Raw genomic sequence first — 22,837 nt, 5'->3', positions numbered from 1 at the left:
CGGGCCCGGCCCGGCTCCTCCCCCCGCGCGGGCCCCCCCACCCCGCCGGCCGGGGGCCCCTGGGCCACCCGCCCCGGGCCCGACCCCCCGTCCTGCCCGGGGGGCGGGGGGGCGCTGGTGCCCCCCGCGGCCGCCGGCAAGGCGACCCCCCGCCCCCCCGCGGGTCTGCTGGGGCGGCCGGAGGGGGGGGAGGTCTATACCGGCGGGCGCCCCCCCGCCGCGATGCCGGACGTCGGGCGCCCCCGCCTGCGCCGCGAGGAGATGGGCTTCGTCTACCAGTTCCACCATCTGCTGCCGGAATTCTCGGCGCTCGAGAACGTGGTGATGCCGCAGCTCATCCGCGGCCTCGGCCGGGCGGAGGCCAAGGCGCGGGCCACCGAGCTCTTGAGCTTCCTCGGCCTCAAGGACCGCCTGCCGCATCGCCCGGCCGAGCTGTCGGGGGGCGAGCAGCAGCGCGTCGCCATTGCCCGGGCGGTGGCCAACGGTCCGCGGCTGCTGCTGGCCGACGAGCCCACCGGCAATCTCGATCCCGGCACCGCCGGCCACGTCTTCTCGGTGCTGATGTCGCTGGTGCGGGCCTCGGGCCTCGCCGCGCTGGTCGCCACCCATAACCTCGATCTCGCCGCCCGCATGGACCGCCGGGTGACGATCCGGGATGGGTTGATCACGCCGCTGGAGTGAGCGCGGCGCACGTTGCGGCTTGAACGGTCGGTATCGCCGAAGCAGTCGGCGAGGCTGAGCTGCCGAGAAGCCATCTGCCTCTCCGGCCCTGTTTGTGCATCCACGAAAGCGGACGCCATGAGCAACGATCTCGCAGGGCGACACCATGTGGTGCTCTCCGGATGCTCGGGCGGGGGCAAGTCCACCCTGTTGGCCGAACTCGCGCGCCGCGGATTTCCGACCGTCCCCGAGCCAGGACGCCGGATCGTCGAAGACGAACGACGCGGCGCAGGAACCGCGCTCCCCTGGGTCGATCTCGCAGCCTTCGCCAGGCGGGCGATCGAGATGGCTTCCCGGGACCGGGAGGAGACGGCGTCCTCGACCGGCTGGGTCTTCTTCGACCGAAGTCTCGTCGATGCGGTCGTAGCCCTCCGGCATGCGACCGGCGCGTCAATCCCGCTGGAGCCTTACGAACGCTATCATTCCAAGGTGTTCCTGGCGCCGCCCTGGCCGGACATCTACGTCGCCGACAGGGAGCGCCCGTATGACCTGGACGGTGCGATCGCCGAGTATGATCGCCTGTTCGCGTGCTACGGCGACCTCGGCTACGAAACGATCCTTCTGCCGAAGGTCGGTGTTGTCGAACGAGCGGATTTCGTTCTGCATCACCTGCGTTGACCGGCTGAAACGGACCCTTCCGTGACGCGGCGCAGCGGCCGGACCGCTTCGGCATCGTCGAAATCGACAGGCCGATGCGCCATCACCGGACGCCCACCAAACCCTCAACGGCGGCTGGCCCTCGTGGCTTTCGGAGCGGATCCGCGCTCGACAGCCAGAAACGCCAGTTCCTCGACGCGGTCGCAGGCCGCGATGATCGGGTCGGGACTTTTGGCCATGCGCGCCTTGGCCTGGGCACAGGCGTGCGCCACCGCCGGATCGTTCAGCAGCCGGCCCAGGATCCGGGCAGCCCGGGCCGGTCGGAAGGCGCGGCGGCTCAAGGTAGCCCCCAGCGTCCGGTCCTTGAGGCGCCGCCCCTCGTCGAAATGGTCGAACGCGACCGGAACGACGAGCTGCGGGATGCCCGCCGCCAGGGCCTGCGCCACCGTGCCGACACCGCCGTGATGGATCAGCGCCGCGCTGCGCGGCAGCAGCGCGCTCAAGGGCGCGTAGGGCAGCTGAATGATCCCGGGGGGCAGCGGCTTCGGAATCTGGCCGTCCTGGGGCGCGAGCAGCACGGCACGTCGGCCCGTCCGGCGGCAGATGGCCAAAGCGGTCGCGAAGAACGGGGCGCCCTGGCGCATCGCCGAGCCGTAGGTGAACACGAGCGGCGCGTCGCCCGCGGCCAGGAAGGCTTCAAGCTCCGGCGCCATCGCCGGTACGTCGCCGAACCGGTCGACCAGCGGGAAGCCGAGCTGCACTGCTTGGGCCGGCCAATCCGCCTGGGGCGCGGCGTACCAGTCCGGGAACATCAGCAGCATGCGGGTCGGGCTGTTCCACCAGTGCCGCAGCCGGATCACCGGATCGAGACCCAGGCGCTGACGCAGCGCGTTCAGGGGCGGCAGGGTGAACGGACCGACCGCCATCTTATCGGCGCCCTGGTTGAGCCAAGCGCGCCATGACGCCGGCAGGATGCGCGGCAGCGGCAGCCCCGGCAGCCCGGGCGGATCGGACCGGCTCTCGATCAGGAACGGCATGACGTGCAGCGTGGCGGACGGGATGTCGTAGAGCTCCTGCGCAAGCCGCGCCCCCCAAGCCAGCGGCGAGGCGACCACGATCTGCTCGACCCCGCGCGCCCGCGTCGCCCCGAGCCAGAGGCAGGTCGTCTCGGCCACCCCCATGGCGAAGTCGAACATCGGCCGGAAGCCCCAGCGCGGATGCCAGAGCTCGGGCTGGCCGATCACGGCCTCGTAATCGGCAGCCGTGCCGAGGGGCTGGAAGAAGAGGCCGGCGCGGCGCGCCATCGCCTCGAACGGTGCCGGTGCCGCCAGCGTGACGCCGTGGCCGCGGGCCAGAAGCCTGTGCCCCAACGCGATGAACGGCAGCACGTCGCCATGCGTCCCGATGGCCACGAGCGCGACCTGAATCCGTCCGGCAAGATGTTGCGCGGGAATAGCCTGCTCCTTCGACCCCGCCGGTCAAATAACGAAAGCCCTATAAACCGGGGGCATGCCAGCCCGCCTGATCTGCATCAAGCCACTATTTGTTTACTATGATTTAAAGCCGCAGGCACCGCACACCTCTAGGCCTCTTCCATCAGAACAAAACATGAACATAATGGGGGACGAACACGGGAGGCACGACGATGCTGAAGCGGTTGGTCCTGACCGGGATGGTCGAGTTCATGGCGTTCGGGATGCTGTTCGCGGCGGTCGGCGCCTGGGCGATAGCGTTGGCACCGGTCCGTTAGCCGGCGTTTTCGTTTCGGCGCCGGGTTCCCGCCCAAAACGGCTTATACACAGGCGATCGGCCCCGCGGAGCCGATTGTCCACAGGGGGCGGCCGAACTGGTGCGCCCGGAGCACGACCGGTGGATATCGTCCGGTTCGGCGTCGCCATACGTCGACTTGGAAAGGCCGAACGGGGATGTTGGGCGACCCCGGATCAAGGTCGGCCATGCCACGCCAGCTCAAGGAGGTCGGATTCGTCCACCTCCACGTTCATTCGTCCTATTCCCTACTGGAAGGCGCGCTCAAGGTCGGCTCCCTGGTCAAGGCCGCGGTCGCCGACCGGCAGCCGGCCCTGGCGCTCACCGACACCAACAACCTGTTCGGCGCGCTGGAGTTTTCCGAGAAGGCCGCCGGGGAGGGCGTCCAGCCGATCGCCGGCGTGCAGCTCTCGGTGGCGTTCGAGGCCCCGGACCCGCACCAGCGCAATGCCCCGACCAGCCACGGCGTCGTGCTGCTGGCCCAGGACGAGACCGGCTACGCCAACCTGCTGCGGCTGGCGAGCCGGGCCTATTTCGACACCGCACTCGGCGAGGCGCCCCGGGTCGAGGCCGCCGTCCTGGCCGAGGCCGGCGCCGGCCTAATCGCGCTGACCGGCGGCCTGTCCGGTCCCCTCGATGCCGCGTTCCGGGCCGGGCGGCCCGAGCTGGCGCTGAGCCGCCTCAGGCAGCTCAAGGCGGCCTTCGGCGAGGACCGGCTCTATATCGAGATCCAGCGCCACGGCACGCCCGAGGAGGGGCGGATCGAGACGGCACTCCTCGACCTCGCCGGCCGTCACGGCCTCGGGATCGCGGCGACCAACGAGCCGTTCTTCGCCAAGCCCGACGATTACGACGCGCACGACGCGTTGCTCGCCATCGCGGACGGGCGGCTGGTCTCGGACGAGCGCCGGCGCCGGGTCACCCCGCACCACGCCTTCAAGACCCGGGCCGAGATGGCCGAGCTGTTCGGCGACCTGCCGGACGCGCTCCAGGCCACGGTCGAGATCGCCATGCGCTGCGCCGTACGGGCGCGGACGCGCAAGCCGATCCTGCCGAATTTCGGTTCGGTGGCGGCGGGCGAGACCCCGCCCATGGCCGAGGCCCTGGCGGCGGCGGCCGACGCGCCCGTGCAGGCCGTGGCGGCCGACGAGCCGACCGAGCTGCGCCGCCAGGCCGAGGCCGGGCTGGAGCTGCGGCTGAAGCAGCACGGCACGGCGCCGGGCTTCTCGGAGGACGATTACCGCAAGCGCCTCGCCTTCGAGCTCGACGTCATCGTCACGATGAAATTCCCGGGCTACTTTCTGATCGTCTCCGACTTCATCAAGTGGGCCAAGGATCACGACATCCCGGTCGGCCCGGGCCGCGGCTCCGGTGCCGGCTCGCTGGTGGCGTGGTCGCTGCTGATCACCGACCTCGACCCGCTCCGCTTCGGCCTGCTGTTCGAGCGGTTCCTCAACCCCGAGCGCGTCTCGATGCCGGATTTCGACATCGACTTCTGCGTCGAGGGTCGCGAGCGCGTGATCCGCTACGTGCAGCAGCGCTACGGCGAGCGGCAGGTCGGGCAGATCATCACCTTCGGTACGCTGCTCGCCCGCGGCGTGCTGCGCGACGTCGGCCGCGTGCTGGAGATGCCCTACGGGCAGGTCGACAAGCTGACGAAGCTGGTGCCGCAGAACCCGGCCAACCCGGTGACGCTCGCCCAGGCCATCGAGGGCGAGCCCAAGCTCCAGCAGGCCATGGAGGAAGAGCCGATCGTCGCCCGGCTCATCGACATCGCCAAGAAGCTCGAGGGCCTGCACCGCCACGCCTCGACCCACGCGGCCGGCGTGGTGATCGGCGACCGGCCCCTCGAGGAGCTGGTGCCGCTCTACCGAGACCCGAAGACCGGGATGCGGGTGACCCAGTTCAACATGAAGTGGGTCGAGCAGGCCGGCTTGGTGAAGTTCGATTTCTTGGGACTTAAAACCCTGACGATGCTGCGGTGCTGCACCGATCTGCTGAAGCAACGCGGCATCACGATCGACCTGGCGAGCCTGCCGCTCGATAACGAAGATACTTACAAGCCGATGGGCCGGGGCGAGACGGTCGGGGTGTTCCAGGTGGAATCCGCCGGCATGCGCAAGGCACTCTGCGAGATGCAGGCCGACCGGTTCGAGGACATCATCGCCCTGGTCGCCCTCTACCGGCCGGGCCCGATGGCCAACATCCCGGTCTATTGCGAGCGGAAGCTCGGCCGCGACGCCGGCAACGAGGCGTCCTGGTACCCGGATCCGAAGCTGGAGCCGATGCTGAAGGAGACCTTCGGCATCATCGTCTACCAGGAGCAGGTGATGGAGATCGCCAAGGTCCTGGCCGGCTACTCGCTCGGCGAGGCCGACATGCTCCGGCGCGCCATGGGCAAGAAGATCCGCGCCGAGATGGACGCGCAGCGGGACCGGTTCCTGAAGGGCTGCGTCGAGCGCGGGCTGGCCAAGGCCAAGGCCAACGAGATCTTCGACCTGCTGGCGAAGTTCGCCGATTACGGCTTCAACAAGAGCCACGCGGCGGCTTACGCCCTGCTGACCTACCAGACCGGCTACCTCAAGGCGAACCACCCGGTCGAGTTCCTGGCCGCCGCCATGACGCTCGACATCGACAACACCGACAAGCTCGCCGAATTCCGGCAGGACGCGCAGCGCCTGAAGATCACGGTCGAGCCGCCCTCGATCAACACCTCCGGCGAGGTGTTCGAGGTGCGCGACGGCAAGATCTTCTACGCGCTCGCCGCCATCAAGGGCGTCGGCCGGGAGGCGGTGCGGGCGCTGGTCGAGGCGCGGGGCGACCGCCCGTTCAAGGACCTGGCGTGCTTGGCCCGCCGGCTCAACCCGCGGATGATCAACAAGCGCACCCTGGAGAGTCTGGTCCAGGCCGGCGCCCTCGACTGCATCGAGCCCGACCGGGCCCGGGCCTTCGCGGCAGTAGAGCCGATGATGAAGCTCGCCGCCAGCGCCGCCGAGGCCGCCTCCACGGGGGTCACCGACATGTTCGGCGGCGTGGTCGCGGACGACGTGTCCCTGCGGATCCCGCCGCACGAGGTCTGGCCGATGGCCGACACCCTCAAGCGCGAATACACGGCGATCGGCTTCTTCGTCTCGGGCCACCCCCTCGACGAGTATGGCGACCTCCTGGACAAGCTGCGGGTGCAGAGCTGGGCCGATTTCTGCCGCTCGGTGCGGGCCGGGACCAGCAGCGTCGGCCGGGTCGCCGCCTCGGTGCTCGACCGGGCGGAGCGGCGCACCAAGACCGGCAACAAGATGGGCATCGTCACCCTCTCGGACCGGACCGCCCATTTCGAGGCGATCATCTTCTCGGAAGGCCTCGGCCAGTACCGCGATATCCTCGAGCCGGGCCGGCCCCTCGTGCTCCAGCTCCAAGCGAACCTGGAAGGCGAGGACGTGCGCGCCCGGATCCTGACCGCGGAACCCCTCGACCACGCGGTCGCCCGCCACCAGAAAGGCATCCGCATCCACCTGAGCGACCCGCGCGGGGTCGCGCCGGTGCAGCAGCGGCTGTCGATGCGGGGGGAGAGCGAGGTGTCGCTGATCCTCAAGCTCGACGGCGGCGGCCGCGAGGTCGAGATCCGGCTCCCGGGCAAGTTCCAGGCCTCACCCCAGCTCGCCGGCCTGCTCCGGACCGTGCCGGGGGTGGTGCAGGTGGAGGTGAGCTGAGGGCGGGCCAGGAGTCTGTTCAGCCTCCTGACCTCAATCGAACGCCCGTCGAGATCGATGGATATCCAATCACTACCCTCATCCCGAGGTGCGAGCGCAGCGAGCCTCGAAGGAGCCCTCCAGATCGCGCAGCTGGTCCTGGAGGGCTCCTTCGAGGCGTCCGCTTCGCGAACGCACCTCAGGATGAGGTCGAGAGTGGGATAGCCAAGCTTAGCTCGCTGCCGACCCACCTGCCGTCAGCACCACGGCCCGGGTACCCACCGGCACGCGGCCGTAGAGGTCGATGATGTCCTGGTTCAGGAAGCGCACGCAGCCCGAGGACACCATCGTGCCGATGGTGTGCGGTTCCGTGGTGCCGTGCAGCCGGTAGAGCGTGTCCCGTCCGTCCCGGTAGAGATAGAGCGCCCGCGGCCCGAGGGGGTTGCCGGCGCCGCCCGGCAGGCCGCCGGCGACAGGCCCGTAGCGCTGGGGTTCCCGCTTGATCATCGCGGGCGTCGGCGTCCAGCGCGGCCATTCGGCCTTGCGGGCGATGGTGGGCTGCTGGAACGCTCCGCCCGGCTGGTGCGGTCGACGCCACAGGGCCAGCGGCTCTATGAAGCGAGCCAGCCAGCGCTCGCCGCGATCGACGCGGCGCTCGAAGATGCCCGGGCCGAGGGGAACTCGATCGAGGGCCGGCTGCGCCTGCACGCCCCCTCCTGCATCGGCGTGAAGCACCTGCATCCGATCGTGACGGCGTTCCAGGCCGAGCACCCGCGGGTGACGGTGGATCTGGTGCTGGAGGACCGGGTGATCGACCTCGTGCACGAGGATTACGACCTCGCGCTCCGCTACGGTCGGCCGGAGGGCCAGGATCTCGTGGTCCGCCGGCTCGGATGGGTGCGGCGCATCCTGGTCGCCGCCCCCGCCTACCTGGCGCGGGCCGGCGGGATCGAGACCCCCGAGCAGCTCGCGGCCTGCGATCTCGTGACGACCCGGGCGGCGGTCGATGCCCGCAGCGCCCTGATCCTGCATCGAAGCCGCGAGACCTTGACCGTCCCGGTCCAGCCGGTGCTCCGCACCAACAGTGCCGAAGTTCTGGTCGCGACCCTGCTGGCGGGGCGGGTGATCGGACCGGTGCAGCACCTGCTGGTCGCCGACCATCTGGAAACGGGCCGGCTCGTGCGCGTGCTCCCGGACTACGAGGTGCGCTCGACCGACGCTTATCTGGTCTACCCCTCGGTGCGCCACATGCGCCCGGCCGTGCGCGCCTTCACCGATTTCGCGGTCCCGCGGATCCGCGCCGTGGAGGGAATGCAGTCGAACGTCTGACCCGCATGCCTGCCGGGCCAGAATAACGCGGAAGGCTTTGCCACATCATAGATTTGGTTTTCGCAATGTTTTTCCGTCCAGCCCCGCTTCAAAATCAGAAAAGTTCTTTGCCGGATATCGGAAGAACCATGGTCGCAGGCCGGAACATGTGCGCGCCTCACTCGTAGGTCTCATGCGCACCTCGCGCAAACGGAGCTACCTGCATGTTCATGAAGATCGACCGCCTGCTCACGGAGCTGCCGGAGCCGAAAAAGCCCGAGCCCAACGCAGCTGCCGCCCTGCAGGAACTGCTCGGTGGCAAGTACGGCGAGATGTCGACCCTCGGGAACTACATGTTCCAGAGCTTCAATTTCCGTAACAAGACCAAGCTTCGGCCGTTCTATAGCCTCGTATCGAGCATTTTCGCCGAAGAGATCGGTCACGTTGAGCTGGTCTCGACCGGCATTTCCATGCTGAACAACGGTCCGGGCAACCCGGCCAAGGACGTCGACATCTCGAAGGCGCCCTTCGCCGAGATGCAGGACGTGCGCCTCGCCGGCAGCTTCCTGGCGAATGGCGGCGGTGCCATGCCCATGAACGCGAACGCCGCGTCCTGGAACATGGACATGGTGACAACCACCGGTAACCTGATCATCGACCTGCTGCACAACTTCCACTTGGAGTGCGGCGCACGCATTCACAAGCTGCGGGTCTACGAGACCATGATCGAGCCGACCGGCCGGGAAGTCTGCGCCTACCTGCTGGTGCGCGGCTCCCTGCACGCGCATGCCTACGCGCTGGCCCTGAAAAAGCTGACCGGCGTCGAGATCGAGAAGATGCTGCCGACTCCGAACATCGACCTGTCGCGGGTGCCCGAGTGTCAGAAGTACCTCGACGAGGGTAAGCACCGCCGCCTCTACACCTTCAGCCCGGAGGATTATAAGGAAGCTGCCGGCGTCTGGTCGAACGACGAGGTCGCGCTGCCGGGCGACCCGCCGGGCAATCTCGAGGTGATCGACGGCGCGCCCGAGGGCGGCAAGATCCCGGAACTCGACGGCAATTACGGCGCCTTCGCGCCGGATTATGCACCGGAAGAGATCTTCGAGATCGCCAGCAAGCTCTACAAGAAGGGCCGCTGAGCCCATTGGGACCGGCGTCGCTTCAAGCGGCGCCGAACCAGGTTCAATCTCCTACAGCGGCGGCGTCGCGAGGCAGCTTCCGAGGGCTGTTTTCAACGCTGCCACATCGCTGTCGGCGACCAAAAAGCTCGCCGTCAGGGTCTGATCCCCGGCGCGCGGGCTCGTTTGGGTCCAAGTGAGGCGGGTGCCGGCTTGCGTCAGGGCGAGGACGACGCCGCGCAACGGATCCTCGCCCCGGTGAGCGCCGGCCACCGTGAGGCTGACGCTCGTGTCGGGGTCACCGGCTTCGGCAGGCTGCGCCGGCATTCGGGCGGAGCGGACGCCGGAGGCGTTCGAGACCAGGATTCCGGTGAGCGGCGCGGTGCTCGCAGCGCCGCGTAGGCCGGCGACATCGAAAATGTCTGAAAGCTCCGCGACGCGGGGCACTGTCAGCATCGCCGACAGGCCGGATCCAGCCGGATCGCAGGCGAGCCGCAGGGTCGCCGGATGTTGCCCCGCCCCCAAGGTGGCATGACCGGCAAGCTCCGTGGCTCCAGCCACCGGTCGCGACCCGTCAGGCAGGATGGGCGTGCCGCCAGTCAGAACATCCGACAGGCGGAAGCCGTGCAGCCAGGGCCCCGCGACGAGCACAGCGACCGCAACCACCAGAATCGCCAAAGCCACGCCGATCCGGAGCCGCATTCTGTCCTCCGCCTGTGGGAAACCTGGGCGGGCGGCATAGACGATCGCGGCGCGGCCGCAACCTTTCGTTCACCACGATCGACGGAACTGCCCACAATCACAACCTGTGAGCTTGGCGGCAACTCCGTAAAAACCGATCGATCCTATGCACGCTCGCTCAACCCTGAGCGTCGCGATGCGCATCAAGATCCTCCTCGCCCTCACCCTCGTGGTCTACGTCACCACCGGGCGTGCGCCCGGCATCCGCGAGCCGCGCAACCCCGATACGGAGCAGGCGGGCGGCCGTGTCGTCATCGCGATGAAACGGGCCTGGGCGTGAGCCTCACGCGCCCGGCGCCCAGGCCCTGAGCCGGGTGGCCACCAGGGCCTGGAGGTTCCAGAGGTGCCGGTCGCGGATGCCGAGCCGCTCGCAGGCCTCGACGGTCCGGAACAGGTACTCGGCGCTCGGGCCGGCATGCCCGCAGGCGGCGGCGATCTTATCCGCGATCTCGGCATCCGAGAGGCGGCCGGCGTAGCGCTCGTTGGCGCGGTTGGCCAGGAAGGTGAGCGCCGAGACGGTGCCGGTCTCGGTCGCCACCGGCAGCCAGCGCGCGACGTAGCCGCGGCCGCGCATCTCGCGCCGCCAGACCGGCATCAGCGCCTCGCGGATCTCCAGGCCGGGCAGCCGGAACGCCACGCCCTTGCACAGGCCGCCGCGATCGAGCGCCAGGACGAAGCCCGGCCGCTCCGGCGTGCCGCGGAACCGGCGCTGGAGCAGGCAGAACCGGCGGTGAAAACCCCTTACGGTCCCGATCCGGCGTTCCGCGACCGGGAATTCTGGCCGCCACATCAACGAGCCGTAGGCGAAGACCCAGATGTCGTGCCCCTCCCGGCCCGCGGTGATCGCGTCGAGGCCGGGGCGCAGCGCCGCGTCGGTCAGCACGTCGAGGGCGCTCGGATCGTCCGGGACCGGCGTGGCATGGGCACGGGCGATCAGGTCGAGGCTGAGGTCGAGAGTGCGCGCTGGCAGCGAAGGCATGTCCCTCAACGCGGTGGCTTCAGCGCGCGTTGCCCAGAGCGTCCAGTTCCGGGAACGGCTGGCTGCGGTGGCCGGTGCAGACCTCGTCGTCGTCGATCACCTCCAGCCGGTCGGCGGCGTAGCGCATCACCGCCTTGGGCCGCTCGGGCTTGTCGAAGCTGCGGCCGCTCATCCGGCTCGACACGCAATAGAGCGTCCGGCCGCCATCCTCGATCGGCCCGGCGAGCCGGCTGCCCGCGAACCGCACCGGCAGCAGCGAGACCGAACCGAAATCGACCTGTTTGAGGGCCAAAGCCGCGATCCGCTGCTTCAAGGCCGGGGAGGGCGCGTCCTCGGATGCCGGTTTGGCTCTTCCGGGGGCGGCCAGCGCACCGGTGACGGTCAGAGCGACGGTGAGAGCCAGGGCGGCGCCGATCGTCGCGCGGGCGTTTAAAACCACCCCGCCGTCGCTGCGGGGCTCCCGCAAAGCGAGCCGCTCTGACCGCAGCCGACGCAGCTTCGCACTCGGCTTCAGCGCGGTCACGAGGCGGAGCCCGACCATGACGACAAAGATTCTCTCCCCCGTTGCGCCCAGCCTCACCGAAAACACGCACCGGTTCCTCGGCCGTGTCTCGACGAGGAGCGCTCGGCGGGACCGAATGTCCTTCATCATCCGTGCGAACTCGCCCGGCGCGAGGACGAGCCCGTATCGGGCCAAGAGGCGGCGATGGAAATGCCAATGCTCGATGGGAATCGACGCACCGAGCCACCGCCGATCGAAGGGATCATCTGCCATCGTGGCATACCCTGGCAGGTGTCCGACCCGCTTAACCGCCCCCTCATGAGACCGGATTCACGAATCACATCCGGGAACCTCGCGTCCCTTCCGATCTGACCCTAAGAGCGGAAAATCTTCCAGACTCTTGATGGCTCCCAAGATGGCCCCGGCATGCTTATCTCCCGTGCATGCAGTGGATCGATGACGGGATCGTTCTTGGCCTGCGCCGGCACGGGGAGAGCGGCGTCATCCTGGAAGCGATGACCGAAGCTCACGGGCGCCATCTCGGCCTCGTGCATGGCGGGCGCTCGCGCCGGATGCAGCCGGTGCTCCAGCCGGGCAACCGGGTCCGGCTGACCTGGCGGGCGCGGCTCGACGAGGGGCTCGGCGCCTATCTTGTGGAGCCGCTCGAGTCGCAGCTGTCGCGGATGATCGGCTCGGGCATCGCCCTCTACGGGCTCGGCCACATGGCGGCTTTGCTCAGGCTGCTGCCCGAGCGGGATCCGCATCCGGCGCTCTACGAGGCGGCGGGCATCCTGATCGCGCATCTCGACGACCCGGCCGTGGCGCCGCCGCTGATGGTGCGGTTCGAGCTGGAGATCCTCTCTGAACTCGGCTTCGGCCTCGATCTCACCGCCTGCGCGGCCACCGGGGGCAACGACGCTCTGGCCTACGTGTCGCCCAAGAGCGGCCGGGCGGTCAGTGCTTCCGCCGGAGAGCCGTTCCGGGATCGGTTGCTCGCGCTGCCGACCTTCCTGCACGCGGGCGGATTGCCAGGGCCCGACGGCGTTGCCCAAGGGTTTACCTTGACGGGGTACTTCCTCGACCGGCACGTCTGGGGTCCGCGCGGCCTCACCGCGCCGGAGGAGCGCGCGCGATTCGTTGCGCTCGGTCGCGAGGCCGAGTAACGTTCGCGCTATGTTCTTGCCTCATGGGCTGTCATTCCGGGGCGCCGCAGGCGCGCCCGGAATCCAGAGCCGCCATGCCAAACCGGAGGAATGCGGCGCTGTCCGCCCGATCCGGATCCGGCGGCGCGTCTGGATTCCGGGCTCCGCTTCGCGGCCCCGGAATGACAGGTCGTGATTCGGCACAGAAGTCGAAACGTTAAGGAGCCGTCATGGGCCAGCCCTTCGAGCCGCCGTCGGGCGACGGGATCGAGAGCGTCGAGCTGAAATCCGCGCTGGAGGAGCGCTACCTCGCCTATGCGCTCTCCACGATCATGCACCGGGCGCTGCCGGATGCTCGCGACGGGCTGAAGCCCGTCCACCGGCGCATCCTGTACGGGATGCGTCTGCTGCGCCTCGACCCGAACACCGCGCATAAGAAATGCGCCAAGATCGTCGGCGACGTGATGGGCGACTTCCACCCGCACGGCGATCAGGCGATCTACGATGCCCTGGTGCGGCTCTCCCAGGACTTCGCGCAGCGCTATCCGCTGGTCGACGGGCAGGGCAATTTCGGCAACATCGACGGCGATGGCCCGGCTGCCTACCGCTACACCGAGGCCCGCCTCACCGAGGTCGCCCGGCTTCTGCTCGACGGGATCGACGAGGACACGGTCGATTTCCGCCCCTCCTACAACGGCGAGAAGGAGGAGCCGGTCGTGCTGCCGGCCGCCTTCCCGAACCTGCTCGCCAACGGCAGCCAGGGCATCGCGGTCGGCATGGCGACCTCGATCCCGCCGCACAACGCGGCCGAGCTGTGCGACGCGGCGCTCTACCTGATCAACCACCCGGGGGCGACCTCGGCGCAGCTCAACAGCTTCGTCCAGGGGCCGGACTTCCCGACCGGCGGCATCCTGGTCGATTCGGCCGAGTCCATTACGGAAGCCTACCGGACCGGCCGCGGCGCCTTCCGGGTCCGCGCCCGCTGGCACAAGGAGGATCTCGGCCGCGGCACCTGGAACATCATCGTCACCGAGATTCCCTACGGCATCCCGAAGGGCCGGCTGATCGAGAAGATGGCCGAGCTTCTCCAGGAGAAGAAGCTGCCGCTGCTCGCCGACGTGCGCGACGAATCGGCCGAGGACGTGCGCGTGGTGCTGGAGCCGCGCTCGCGCACGGTCGATCCGGTAATCCTGATGGAATCGCTGTTCCGGCTCACGGAACTCGAAGCGCGCATCCCGCTCAACCTCAACGTCCTGGTCGGCGGCCTCGTACCGAAGGTGATCGGGCTCACCGAATGCCTGCGGGAATGGGTCGACCACCGCCGGGTGGTGCTGCAGCGCCGCTCCCGCTACCGCCTCGGGCAGATCGACCGCCGCCTGGAGATCCTGGGCGGCCTGCTGATCGTCTATCTCGACCTCGACGAGGTGATCCGCATCATCCGCGAGGAGGACGAGCCGAAGCCGGCCCTGATGGCTCGCTTCGAGCTGACCGAGGTCCAGGCCAACGCGATCCTCGACACCCGCCTGCGCTCCTTGCGCAAGCTGGAGGAGATGGAGTTGAAGCGGGAACTCGACGCGCTCACCGCCGAGAAGGCCGAGATCGACGCGCTGCTCGCCTCAGAGCCGGCGCAGTGGAAGGCGATCCAGGCGCAGATCCGCGCCGTGAAGAAGACGTTCGGGCCCGAGACCAAGCTCGGCAAGCGCCGGACAACGCTCGCGAGCCCGCCGGATGTCGGCGGCATCGACTTCACCGCCGCCCTGGTCGAGCGCGAGCCGATCACCGTGATCGTCTCGAACAAGGGTTGGATCCGGGCGCTGAAGGGCCACGTCGCCGACCTCTCGGGGGTTGCGTTCAAGGGCGATGACGGGCTGAAGATCGCCTTCCCGAGCGAGACCACCCAGAAGATCCTGCTGCTGGCCTCGAACGGCAAGGTGTTCACCATCGAGGCGTCGAAGCTGCCGGGCGGACGCGGCTTCGGCGATCCGGTGCGGCTGATGGTCGATCTCGACGACGGCACCGAGGTGGTGGCGGCGCTGCCCTACAGGCCGGAGACCAAGCTGCTGATCGCCGGCTCGGACGGGCGTGGCTTCGTGGCGCCCTCCGACGCGCTGGTGGCCAACACCCGAAAGGGCAAGGGCGTGCTCGGCCTGGACGGCGACGCGACCGCCGTGGTGCTCGTCCCCGCCGACGGCGACCACGTGGCGGTGGTGAACACGGAAAAACTGCTGCTGATCTTCCCGATCTCGGAGGTGGCCGAACTGTCCCGCGGCAAGGGCGTCCGACTCCAGCGCTGCCGCAGCGGCGGCCTCACCGACGCGCATGTCTTCCGCCTGGCCGAAGGCCTGCCCTGGCAGGACGGCTCATCCGAGGGGCGGCTCGCCAACGCATCGGTGCTGGAGAAATGGCTCGGCCATCGCGGCGAGGTCGGCCTGATGATGGCGCGCAGCTTCCCGAAATTCGAGCGGTTCGGGCGGTGATGGGGGTGTTGCCCGGGCCGGACAGGAGTGCGGTCCTGGTCCGGGCGCTCACAATGTCAGTGCGCGCGCCGGCTGAGCCAGAGTGCGCCAAAGGCCAATACGGCGCCGCCAGCCGGGACCGCGACGAAGAGAAGCATCTGGGCTGTCGTCATGGGCGAAGGTCCCTGAGCGCGTTTCGTACGGTCAAATGTATGGCGCCGATGATGATCCAGCAAACCGCCATGATGAAGATTACCGGGGCGAAGTGCGGCTGGTCTGAAAGGACCGTCGAGACCAACGGCGCGAAGCCGCCCACCGCAAAGATCGCGACGCCGATCCCGTTCGCACAAGTCGCAGTAAACTTGATCCGCTCGTTCGCTACGAGCCGCTGTCGAGCGTCATCGTTTACGCCGCTCACGTTTTCAGCCCCTGGAACCCGGCGCCATTGCCGCTCTCGGGAATGGACTTGATCCCCGACGCTTCCATGATCTCTTACGTATGAACGACGATCAATCCGAAAGCGGATGGATCATCGGTTTGAACAGACAAGAGATCAGCAAGAATCACTCGCATCACCCCTCGCGCGGAAGAGCCTCGTCCGCGGCCCAGAGGTGCTGGGCCGCGTAGGCCCGGAACGGCCGCCAGGCCTCGGCCCGTACGAGGAGCGCGGCCGGGCTCGGGCGGCCGGTACCGGTCTCGAGGGCGCGCAGCAGGCCGACATCGCCCACCGGCAGGGCGTCCGGCAGCTTGAGCGCCCGCATGGCGATGTATTGCGCGGTCCAGGGCCCGATCCCGCGGATCGCCGTGAAGCGCAGCACCGCGTCCTCCAGGGCCCCGGCCGGGGCGAACAGGTCCGGGTCGGCCAGCGCCACCGCCGCCAGAGCCCGGATCGCCGCGCCGCGGGCGCGGGGCATGTTCAGCGCGAGCGCCACGTCGGCCTCGACCAGCTGCGCCGGCGTCGGGAAGACATGGGTCAGGGTGCCGGCCGGCTCCGCCAGGGATGTCCCGAAGGCCGCGACCAGCTTGCCGGCGAGCCGGATCGCGGTGGCAACCGAGACCTGCTGGCCCAGAATCGCCCGGCAGCCGGTCTCGAACGGGTCCCAGGCGCCCGGCAGGCGCAATCCGGGCCGGGCTGCGACCAGGTCAGACAGGGCAGGGTCCCGGGACAGGCAGGCCGCGATCGCCGCCGGGTCGGCGTCGCAATCGAACAGGCGGCGCAGGCGCAAGGCAATTTCAGGCCCGGCGCTCGAATCGGGGCCGTGAAGCGTCGCGTGCAGTGCGTCATCGGCGAACGTGACCGCGACGATGCCGGGCTGGCCGCCGATGCAGACCGTGCGCGCATAAGATCGCTCGCAGGGCTCGGCCGCCTCGACCCCGAGAATCGCCCGCTTCGCCAGGAAGGCGCGCAGCGACGCCCAATCGTAGGGCGACCGGCAGGGGAGGCGAAGCGTAATGCCCGGCGCCTGCGCAAACGAGAGGGGCGGCCTTGCGGCCGCCCCCGGTGTCGCGTCGGGTTCGATGGCCCCGCTCAGCCGCGCTGGTCCACCGGCACGTAGTCGCGCTGCGCCGGACCGACATAGAGCTGGCGCGGACGGCCGATCTTCTGCATCGGGTCCTCGATCATCTCGGCCCATTGCGCGATCCAGCCGACCGTGCGCGCCACCGCGAACAGCACGGTGAACATGTCGGTGGGGAAGCCCATCGCCTTGAGGGTGATGCCCGAGTAGAAATCGATGTTCGGGTAGAGCTTCTTCTCGATGAAGTATTCGTCCTTGAGGGCGATCTGCTCCAGCTCCATGGCGACGTGGAGCAGCGGATCCTCGGTCTTGCCGAGTTCCTTGAGCACCTGGTGCGTGGTGCTCTGCATGATCCGCGCACGCGGATCGTAGTTCTTGTAGACCCGGTGGCCGAAGCCCATCAGGCGGAACGGATCGTTCTTGTCCTTGGCCTTGGCGACGTACTTGCCGACGTTCTCGGGCGTGCCGATCTCCATCAGCATCTTCAGCGCCGCCTCGTTGGCGCCGCCATGGGCCGGCCCCCACAGGCAGGCGATGCCGGCCGCGATGCAGGCGAACGGGTTCGCGCCGGACGAGCCGGCGAGCCGCACAGTGGAGGTCGAGGCATTCTGTTCGTGGTCGGCGTGCAGGATGAAGATCTTGTCGAGCGCTTTCGCGAAGACCGGGTTGACCTCGTATTCCTCGCACGGGACCGCGTAACACATCCGCAGGAAGTTTGAGGTGTAGTCGAGGTCGTTCTTCGGATACACGAAGGGCTGGCCGATAGAATACTTGTAGGCCATCGCAGCGAGCGTCGGCATCTTGGCGATCATGCGGATCGACGCGATCATCCGCTGGCTCTCGTCCGTGATGTCGGTCGAGTCGTGATAGAAGGCTGAGAGCGCGCCGACCGAGGCGACCATCACGGCCATCGGGTGGGCGTCGCGGCGGAAGCCGGTGAAGAACCGGTTCATCTGGTCGTGCACCATGGTGTGGCGCGTGACCCGGTAGTCGAAATCGGCCTTCTGGGCGGCGGTCGGCAGAGTGCCGAACAGCATCAGGTAGCAGGTCTCGAGGAAGTCGCCCTTCTCGGCGAGCTGCTCGATCGGGTAGCCGCGATAGAGCAGCACGCCCTCATCGCCGTCGATGTACGTGATTTTCGATTCACAGGAGGCCGTCGAGGTGAAGCCCGGGTCGAAGGTGAAGGCGCCGGTCTTGGCGTAGAGCTTGCCGATATCGATGACGTCCGGGCCGATCGTGCCGGATTTGACCGGCAGTTCGATCTCCTTGCCGTCCACGGTGATGGTGCTGGATGCGCTCATGGAACGTGGACCCTTCTCTGGCGACGTGGCGGATGCCGGCCTCGGGCTGCCCGAGGCGACCCCGGGGCCGGAGCACGCCGCGTTATGTTGCGGGTGCTCACGCGCCATGGGTTACCCAAACGGCAGTGCAGCAGCAACGGGGTCGGTGACATCCCGACCCCATCGCCAAGCGAAATCCAGTCCGAAGCGAAAACCGGGCCGAAGCCCGCAGTTCCAGGCCGCTCGATCAGCCCTGCGACACCTGATCGCCGAGGCGCGCGAGGCTCTCGTCACGGCCGAGTACGGCCATCACGTCGAACAGGGGCGGCGAGGTGGTCCGCCCGGTAAGCGCGGCGCGTAAGGGTTGCGCCACCTGCCCAAGCTTGCACCCGGCGGTCTCCGCATACTGGCGCACCGCGCCCTCGGTCGCAGCCGCGCTCCAGTCTTGCAGGGCTTCGAGCGCCGGCAGCACGCCGGCAAGGCGCGCCCGGCCCTCGTCGGACAGGAGCGCCCGGGCCTTGTCGTCGAGTATCAGAAGACGCTGCGCGGTGAGGTAATAGGCGCTGTCGAGAAGTTCGATCAGCGTCTTGGCGCGCTCCTTCAGACCTGGCATGGCCTGGATCAGCTTGTCCTTCCGCTCGGGCCGGAGCGGCGCCGAGAGGCCGCGCTCGGGGCCGACATTGGGCAGGATCGTCTCGATCGCCGCCACGAGATCGACATCGGCGCTGCCGCGGATGTAGAGGCCGTTGAGGTTGGCGAGCTTCGCAAAGTCGAACCGCGCCGCCGAACGCCCCACCGAACCGAGGTCGAAGGCCGAGACCATCTCCTCGGTGGAGAAAACCTCCTGGTCGCCGTGGCTCCAGCCCAGACGCACCAGGTAGTTGCGCAGGGCCGCCGGCAGGTAGCCGAGATCGCGATACGCCTCCACCCCGAGGGCGCCGTGGCGCTTCGACAGCTTCGCTCCGTCGGCCCCATGGATCAGCGGGATGTGGGCCATGCGGGGAATGTCCCAGCCGAGCGCCGAAAAAATCTGGCTCTGGCGGGCGGCGTTGGTCAGGTGATCGTCGCCCCGGATGATCTGGGTGACGCCCATGTCGTGGTCGTCGACCACGACGGCGAGCATGTAGGTCGGCGTGCCGTCCGAGCGCAGCAGCACGAGGTCGTCGAGATCGCGGTTGGCCCAGGTCACCCGCCCCTGAACGGCATCCTCAACAACCGTCTCGCCCTCGATGGGCGCGCGCAGACGGATCACCGGCCTGACCCCGGCGGGGGCCTCGGACGGGTCGCGGTCGCGCCAGCGCCCGTCGTAGCGCGGGGCGCGGCCCTCGGCTCGGGCGGTCTCGCGCATCTGCGTGAGTTCCTCGGCGGAGGCGTAGCAGTAATAGGCCCGGCCGGCGGCCAGCAGCTCTTCGGCGACGGCGCGGTGGCGCTCGGCCCGGGCGAACTGGAAGACCACTTCCCCGTCCCAGTCGAGGCCGAGCCAGGACAGGCCATCGAGGATCGCGTCGATCGCGCCCTTGGTCGAGCGTTCCCGATCGGTATCCTCGATGCGCAGCAGCATCTTGCCGCCGGTGTGGCGGGCGTAGAGCCAATTGAACAACGCCGTCCGGGCTCCGCCGATATGGAGGTAGCCGGTAGGCGAGGGGGCGAAGCGCGTGACGACGGCTGAGGACATCGGGCCGATATGTTCGGGGGCGAAGGGCGAAGGGGCGCAGCGAAGAGGCGGAGAAGGGCGCGAAGATAGCGCTCGTCGCACGGAATGGCGCCCGTAGCACGAAGCGCTCGCTGTAGCACGGGCCGATAGGTGCGTTAAGAATCCTGCGCCGGCGCCGAGTCGCTCGGTTCGAGGCGTTGGCGGATGCGGCGGATCGGCGCGAGGCAGGCGGACGGCGCGGTGGCGCTGGTCGGCCCGCGTGCCGTCTTGGTGCCGGCGTTGGGCACGTGGTTTACCGAGGGTCTCGCCCAGGAGGTCGAGCAGCGCCGCCTGTTCCCCTGGCTGGCGGTGGCGTTCGGCGCCGGGATCCTGATATTCTTTGCGGGTGTGGACGGAACGCCGTGGCTCGCCGCGCCTCTCATCGGGGCGGCTCTGGCCGCCGCGCCGGTCCCGTTCCTGGGGGCGCGGCCGGCAGCCCTGGCCGGCACCCTGGCACTGACGGCGGGCTTCCTGGGCTTTGCGGCGGCGACCTAGCGCGTCGCGCAGGTGGCCGCCCCGATCCTCAGCCACACAACAATCGGACCGCTCACCGGAATGATCGAGTCTCTGGACGAGCGCGAGGTCGGCGCCCGCCTGGTGATCCGGACGGAGAGCTTCGCCGGACTTTCCCCAGCAGCGAGACCGGTCCGGGTGCGGGTCTCTTTCCGCAAGGCACCGCCCCTGCGGCCCGGGGACTTCATCGCGGCCACCGCGCGGCTGCTGCCGCCCCCCGAGGCGGCGCGGCCGGGGGGGGCTACGACTTCGCCCGGGACGCGTATTTCCAGGGCATCGGCGCGGTAGGCTCGCTGATCGGCGCGATCACGGTCCGGGAGCCGCCTGCACCGCCGCCCCTGCGCCTGCGGCTCGCGGCCTTGCTGGACGACGCCCGCAACGCCCTGACCCGCCGGATCGCGCAGGCCAAGGGCGACCAGGCCGGGGCGGTGGCTGCGGCGCTCGTCACGGGCAAGCGCGGGCTGATCGGACCGGCCGCCAACGACGCGCTCCGGGCCGCGGGCATCTATCACGTCGTCTCCATCTCCGGGCTCCACATGGTGCTGGCCGCCGGCGTGGTGTTCTGGCTGGTGCGGGCGGTCCTGGCTCTGGTCCCGTTCTGCGCCCTCGTCTGGCCGATCAAGAAGATCGCCGCCGGGTTCGCGATGCTGGGGGTGACCGCCTATTGCGCCTTCTCGGGCTGGGACATCGCCGCCGAGCGCTCGCTGATCATGACCCTGATCATGCTGGGGGCGATCCTGGTCGACCGGCCGGCCCTGTCGATGCGCAACCTCGCGCTGGCCGCCCTGATCGCCCTGGCGCGGGAGCCGGAGGGGCTGCTCGGACCGAGCTTCCAGATGTCGTTCGGGGCGGTGGCCGGGTTGATCGCCTGCGCCCGGCTGATCGACGGACGCCTGTTCCGCCGCCCTGGGGCAGGGCGGATCGAGCGGCTCGTCGGCACCGGCCTCTCGGCCGTGGTCGGCACCCTGGCGACGACCCTAATGGCGCAGATCGCCACCGCGCCGTTCGCCACCTATCATTTCCAGACGATCCGGCCGTTCGGGCTGATCGGCAATGCCCTGACCCTGCCGCTCGTATCGCTGGTGGTGATGCCCGCGGCGGTGATCGGGATCCTGGCCTATCCCTTCGCCCTCGACCGGCCCGTCTGGTGGCTGATGGGGCAGGCGGTGGGCGGCATGCTGGCGATCTCCGAATGGATCGCAGGCTTCGATCGCGCCACCCTGGTGCTGCCGGCCTTCGGCACAGGCGCGCTGGCGCTGCTGGCGGCCGGGCTGCTCCTGGCGGCCCTCCTGGTCTCACGACTGCGCTGGCTCGCCCTGCCGCCCGCCCTGCTCGGGCTCGGCCACGCCGCGATGCCGAAGCGCTTTGACCTCTACATCGACCGGCAGGGTGGCGGCGCAGCGATCCGCGGACCGAACGGTTCTTTGTCGGTGCTGGGCAGCCCCTCTGCCTTCGTCCTGGAACAATGGCTGAAGGCGGATGGCGACGGACGGCCGGCCAAAGCGGTGATTGGCGGTGCCGCGAAGGGCGGCCAATGCGACAGACTCGGATGCACCACGCGCCTGCCGGATGGGCGCGCCGTCGCCCTGGTCCGCGATCGGCGCGCTTTCGCGGAGGATTGCGCCCGGGCAGCCGTGCTGATCACACGGCTGGCCGCCCCACCGACCTGCACGGGGCCGTTGGTGATCGACCTGCGCGTTCTCGCCGTCCATGGCGCTGTCGCCCTTCGGGCCGAACACGCGGGGTTCACGGCACGCTATGCAAGTGGCCAAGGACGCGCGATGCCGTGGCGGCCTTCATCCACGGCCGGGGCATCACCGCCGCCGCGCCCGGAGCGGCCTGCCGGCCCCGGCGACCCGATCCCGGCGGAGCCGGACGCAGCCGGCGCGGATGCCACCCCGGGCGCTGTCCCGGCCGAGCCCCTTCAGTAGCGGCGGACGAGGCTGACGAGCCGACCCTGGATCTGGACGCGGTCGGGACCCAGAACGCGGGTCTCGTAAGCCGGGTTGGCGGCCTCCAGGGCGATCGAGGAGCCGCGACGGCGCAGGCGCTTCAGCGTGGCCTCCTCGTCGTCGATCAAGGCCACGATGATGTCGCCGGTGTTGGCCGTGTCCTGCTTGCGGATCACCACGAGGTCGCCGTCGAGGATGCCGGCATCGACCATCGAGTCGCCGCGCACTTCGAGGGCGTAATGCTCGCCACCGGCCAGGAAGTCCGGCGACATGGTGATGGCGTGGCTCTGGTTCTGGATCGCCGAGACCGGCGTACCGGCCGCGATCCGGCCCATCACGGGAATCGAGATGGCGCGTCCGCCGTCGTCGATCATCCGGGTTGTCGGGGGCTGGGCCGGCAGCTTGGACTTGCCGCCTTCGACCACGCTGGGGGTGAAGCGGCGGGGCTCTGCGGGCGGCGCGGCAGGCTGGGACAGGCTCTCCGGGATGCGGATCACCTCGATGGCCCGAGCCCGGTTCGGCAGGCGCCGCAGGAAGCCGCGCTCCTCCAGGGCCGTGATCAGCCGGTGGATGCCCGACTTGGACTTCAGATCGAGGGCATCCTTCATCTCGTCGAACGAGGGAGGGACGCCGCATTCCTGCATGCGGCTCTGAATGAAACGCAGGAGGTCCAATTGCTTGCGCGTGAGCATCGACGGGGGACTCGCGGCTTGGCGGACCGCATCGACGCGGCCTCAGAAACAAATCACGAACACGTTAAACGTTCCGCAAGTGTTCTGCAAGCCTCATCCGGCCAAGCTTGATGGGCCGGGGCGCTCCGACGCGCGAGCCTACACAGTCTGCCGGTCGGCCTCACGGTGACCTGA

General features: G+C 69.1%; 16 protein-coding genes and 2 pseudogenes. 9 read left to right on the top strand and 9 right to left on the bottom strand.

Features of this window, described 5'->3' with window-relative positions; genetic code table 11:
• Both AO398_RS17015 and AO398_RS17010 read left to right on the top strand, forming a co-directional pair.
• Nucleotides 1–681, top strand: a 681-nt coding sequence (locus AO398_RS17015) for an ABC transporter ATP-binding protein (RefSeq protein WP_244498811.1), incomplete at its 5' end; no start/stop codon positions are given.
• Between the two features lie 117 nt (nt 682–798).
• Nucleotides 799–1,338, top strand: a complete 540-nt coding sequence (locus tag AO398_RS17010; RefSeq protein WP_058193299.1) for an AAA family ATPase — start codon at nt 799–801, stop codon at nt 1,336–1,338.
• A gap of 104 nt (nt 1,339–1,442) precedes the next feature.
• Here AO398_RS17010 and AO398_RS17005 read toward each other — a convergent pair whose 3' ends face one another.
• Nucleotides 1,443–2,729 carry a nucleotide disphospho-sugar-binding domain-containing protein gene (locus tag AO398_RS17005; protein WP_244498810.1) on the bottom strand — a complete coding sequence of 429 codons (1,287 nt, stop codon included), beginning with the start codon at nt 2,727–2,729 and terminating at the stop codon, nt 1,443–1,445.
• Nucleotides 2,730–3,272: 543 nt separating this feature from the next.
• On the opposite strand from AO398_RS17005, the gene dnaE reads away from it, so the two are divergent.
• A complete protein-coding gene (gene dnaE, locus AO398_RS17000; protein ID WP_058193297.1) occupies nt 3,273–6,791 on the top strand; it encodes a DNA polymerase III subunit alpha in 3,519 nt (1,172 codons plus the stop codon).
• 210 nt (nt 6,792–7,001) lie between these two features.
• Here the strand turns inward: dnaE and AO398_RS16995 are convergent.
• Nucleotides 7,002–7,325, bottom strand: a pseudogene (locus AO398_RS16995) (L,D-transpeptidase); the annotation flags it as partial.
• Between the two features lie 27 nt (nt 7,326–7,352).
• Here AO398_RS16995 and AO398_RS16990 point away from each other — a divergent pair.
• Nucleotides 7,353–8,099: a substrate binding domain-containing protein gene (locus AO398_RS16990; RefSeq protein WP_244498809.1), complete on the top strand. Its 747-nt coding sequence runs from the start codon at nt 7,353–7,355 to the stop codon at nt 8,097–8,099.
• 203 nt (nt 8,100–8,302) lie between these two features.
• A complete protein-coding gene (locus tag AO398_RS16985; protein ID WP_058193296.1) occupies nt 8,303–9,217 on the top strand; it encodes a manganese catalase family protein in 915 nt (304 codons plus the stop codon).
• Between the two features lie 51 nt (nt 9,218–9,268).
• Here AO398_RS16985 and AO398_RS16980 read toward each other — a convergent pair whose 3' ends face one another.
• On the bottom strand, nt 9,269–9,898 hold the full coding sequence (locus AO398_RS16980; RefSeq protein WP_058193295.1) for a hypothetical protein: 630 nt from the start codon (nt 9,896–9,898) through the stop codon (nt 9,269–9,271).
• Between the two features lie 175 nt (nt 9,899–10,073).
• On the opposite strand from AO398_RS16980, the gene AO398_RS29075 reads away from it, so the two are divergent.
• The gene (locus AO398_RS29075; protein WP_007560701.1) at nt 10,074–10,217 is read left to right on the top strand and encodes a hypothetical protein; all 144 of its coding nucleotides are present in this window, start codon (nt 10,074–10,076) and stop codon (nt 10,215–10,217) included.
• A 3-nt stretch (nt 10,218–10,220) separates the two neighbouring features.
• Here AO398_RS29075 and AO398_RS16975 read toward each other — a convergent pair whose 3' ends face one another.
• Nucleotides 10,221–10,916, bottom strand: coding sequence for a gamma-glutamylcyclotransferase (locus AO398_RS16975; RefSeq protein ID WP_201025789.1), 696 nt, complete (start codon nt 10,914–10,916; stop codon nt 10,221–10,223).
• A 19-nt stretch (nt 10,917–10,935) separates the two neighbouring features.
• On the bottom strand, nt 10,936–11,283 hold the full coding sequence (locus tag AO398_RS16970) for a hypothetical protein (protein WP_244498812.1): 348 nt from the start codon (nt 11,281–11,283) through the stop codon (nt 10,936–10,938).
• Nucleotides 11,284–11,861: 578 nt separating this feature from the next.
• Here AO398_RS16970 and recO point away from each other — a divergent pair.
• Together recO and parC are read left to right on the top strand one after the other, a co-directional pair.
• On the top strand, nt 11,862–12,581 hold the full coding sequence (gene recO / locus AO398_RS16965) for a DNA repair protein RecO (protein WP_058193294.1): 720 nt from the start codon (nt 11,862–11,864) through the stop codon (nt 12,579–12,581).
• Between the two features lie 209 nt (nt 12,582–12,790).
• Nucleotides 12,791–15,037 (top strand): DNA topoisomerase IV subunit A, encoded by a 2,247-nt coding sequence (parC, locus tag AO398_RS16960; RefSeq protein ID WP_058193293.1) that lies wholly within the window; start codon nt 12,791–12,793, stop codon nt 15,035–15,037.
• A gap of 551 nt (nt 15,038–15,588) precedes the next feature.
• Here parC and AO398_RS16950 read toward each other — a convergent pair.
• The 3 genes from AO398_RS16950 to gltX form a co-directional block, all read right to left on the bottom strand.
• Complete coding sequence (locus AO398_RS16950) at nt 15,589–16,470, bottom strand: AlkA N-terminal domain-containing protein (RefSeq protein ID WP_058193302.1); 882 nt, start codon at nt 16,468–16,470, stop codon at nt 15,589–15,591.
• Nucleotides 16,471–16,544: 74 nt separating this feature from the next.
• Entirely contained in the window at nt 16,545–17,834 is a 1,290-nt protein-coding gene (gltA, locus tag AO398_RS16945; RefSeq protein WP_058193291.1) for a citrate synthase, read from the bottom strand.
• A 226-nt stretch (nt 17,835–18,060) separates the two neighbouring features.
• Complete coding sequence (gene gltX / locus AO398_RS16940) at nt 18,061–19,488, bottom strand: glutamate--tRNA ligase (RefSeq protein ID WP_058193290.1); 1,428 nt, start codon at nt 19,486–19,488, stop codon at nt 18,061–18,063.
• Nucleotides 19,489–19,671: 183 nt separating this feature from the next.
• On the opposite strand from gltX, the pseudogene AO398_RS16935 reads away from it, so the two are divergent.
• A pseudogene (locus AO398_RS16935) lies at nt 19,672–21,950 on the top strand (ComEC/Rec2 family competence protein).
• Here AO398_RS16935 and lexA read toward each other — a convergent pair.
• Nucleotides 21,944–22,663 (bottom strand): transcriptional repressor LexA, encoded by a 720-nt coding sequence (gene lexA, locus AO398_RS16930; RefSeq protein ID WP_058193289.1) that lies wholly within the window; start codon nt 22,661–22,663, stop codon nt 21,944–21,946. The pseudogene AO398_RS16935 and the gene lexA overlap by 7 nt on opposite strands.
• Nucleotides 22,664–22,837 lie beyond the last annotated feature (174 nt).

The organism is Methylobacterium sp. GXS13, from assembly GCF_001455965.1.
Classification (GTDB): domain Bacteria; phylum Pseudomonadota; class Alphaproteobacteria; order Rhizobiales; family Beijerinckiaceae; genus Methylobacterium.
This window is presented reverse-complemented; position numbering and strand designations above follow the sequence as displayed.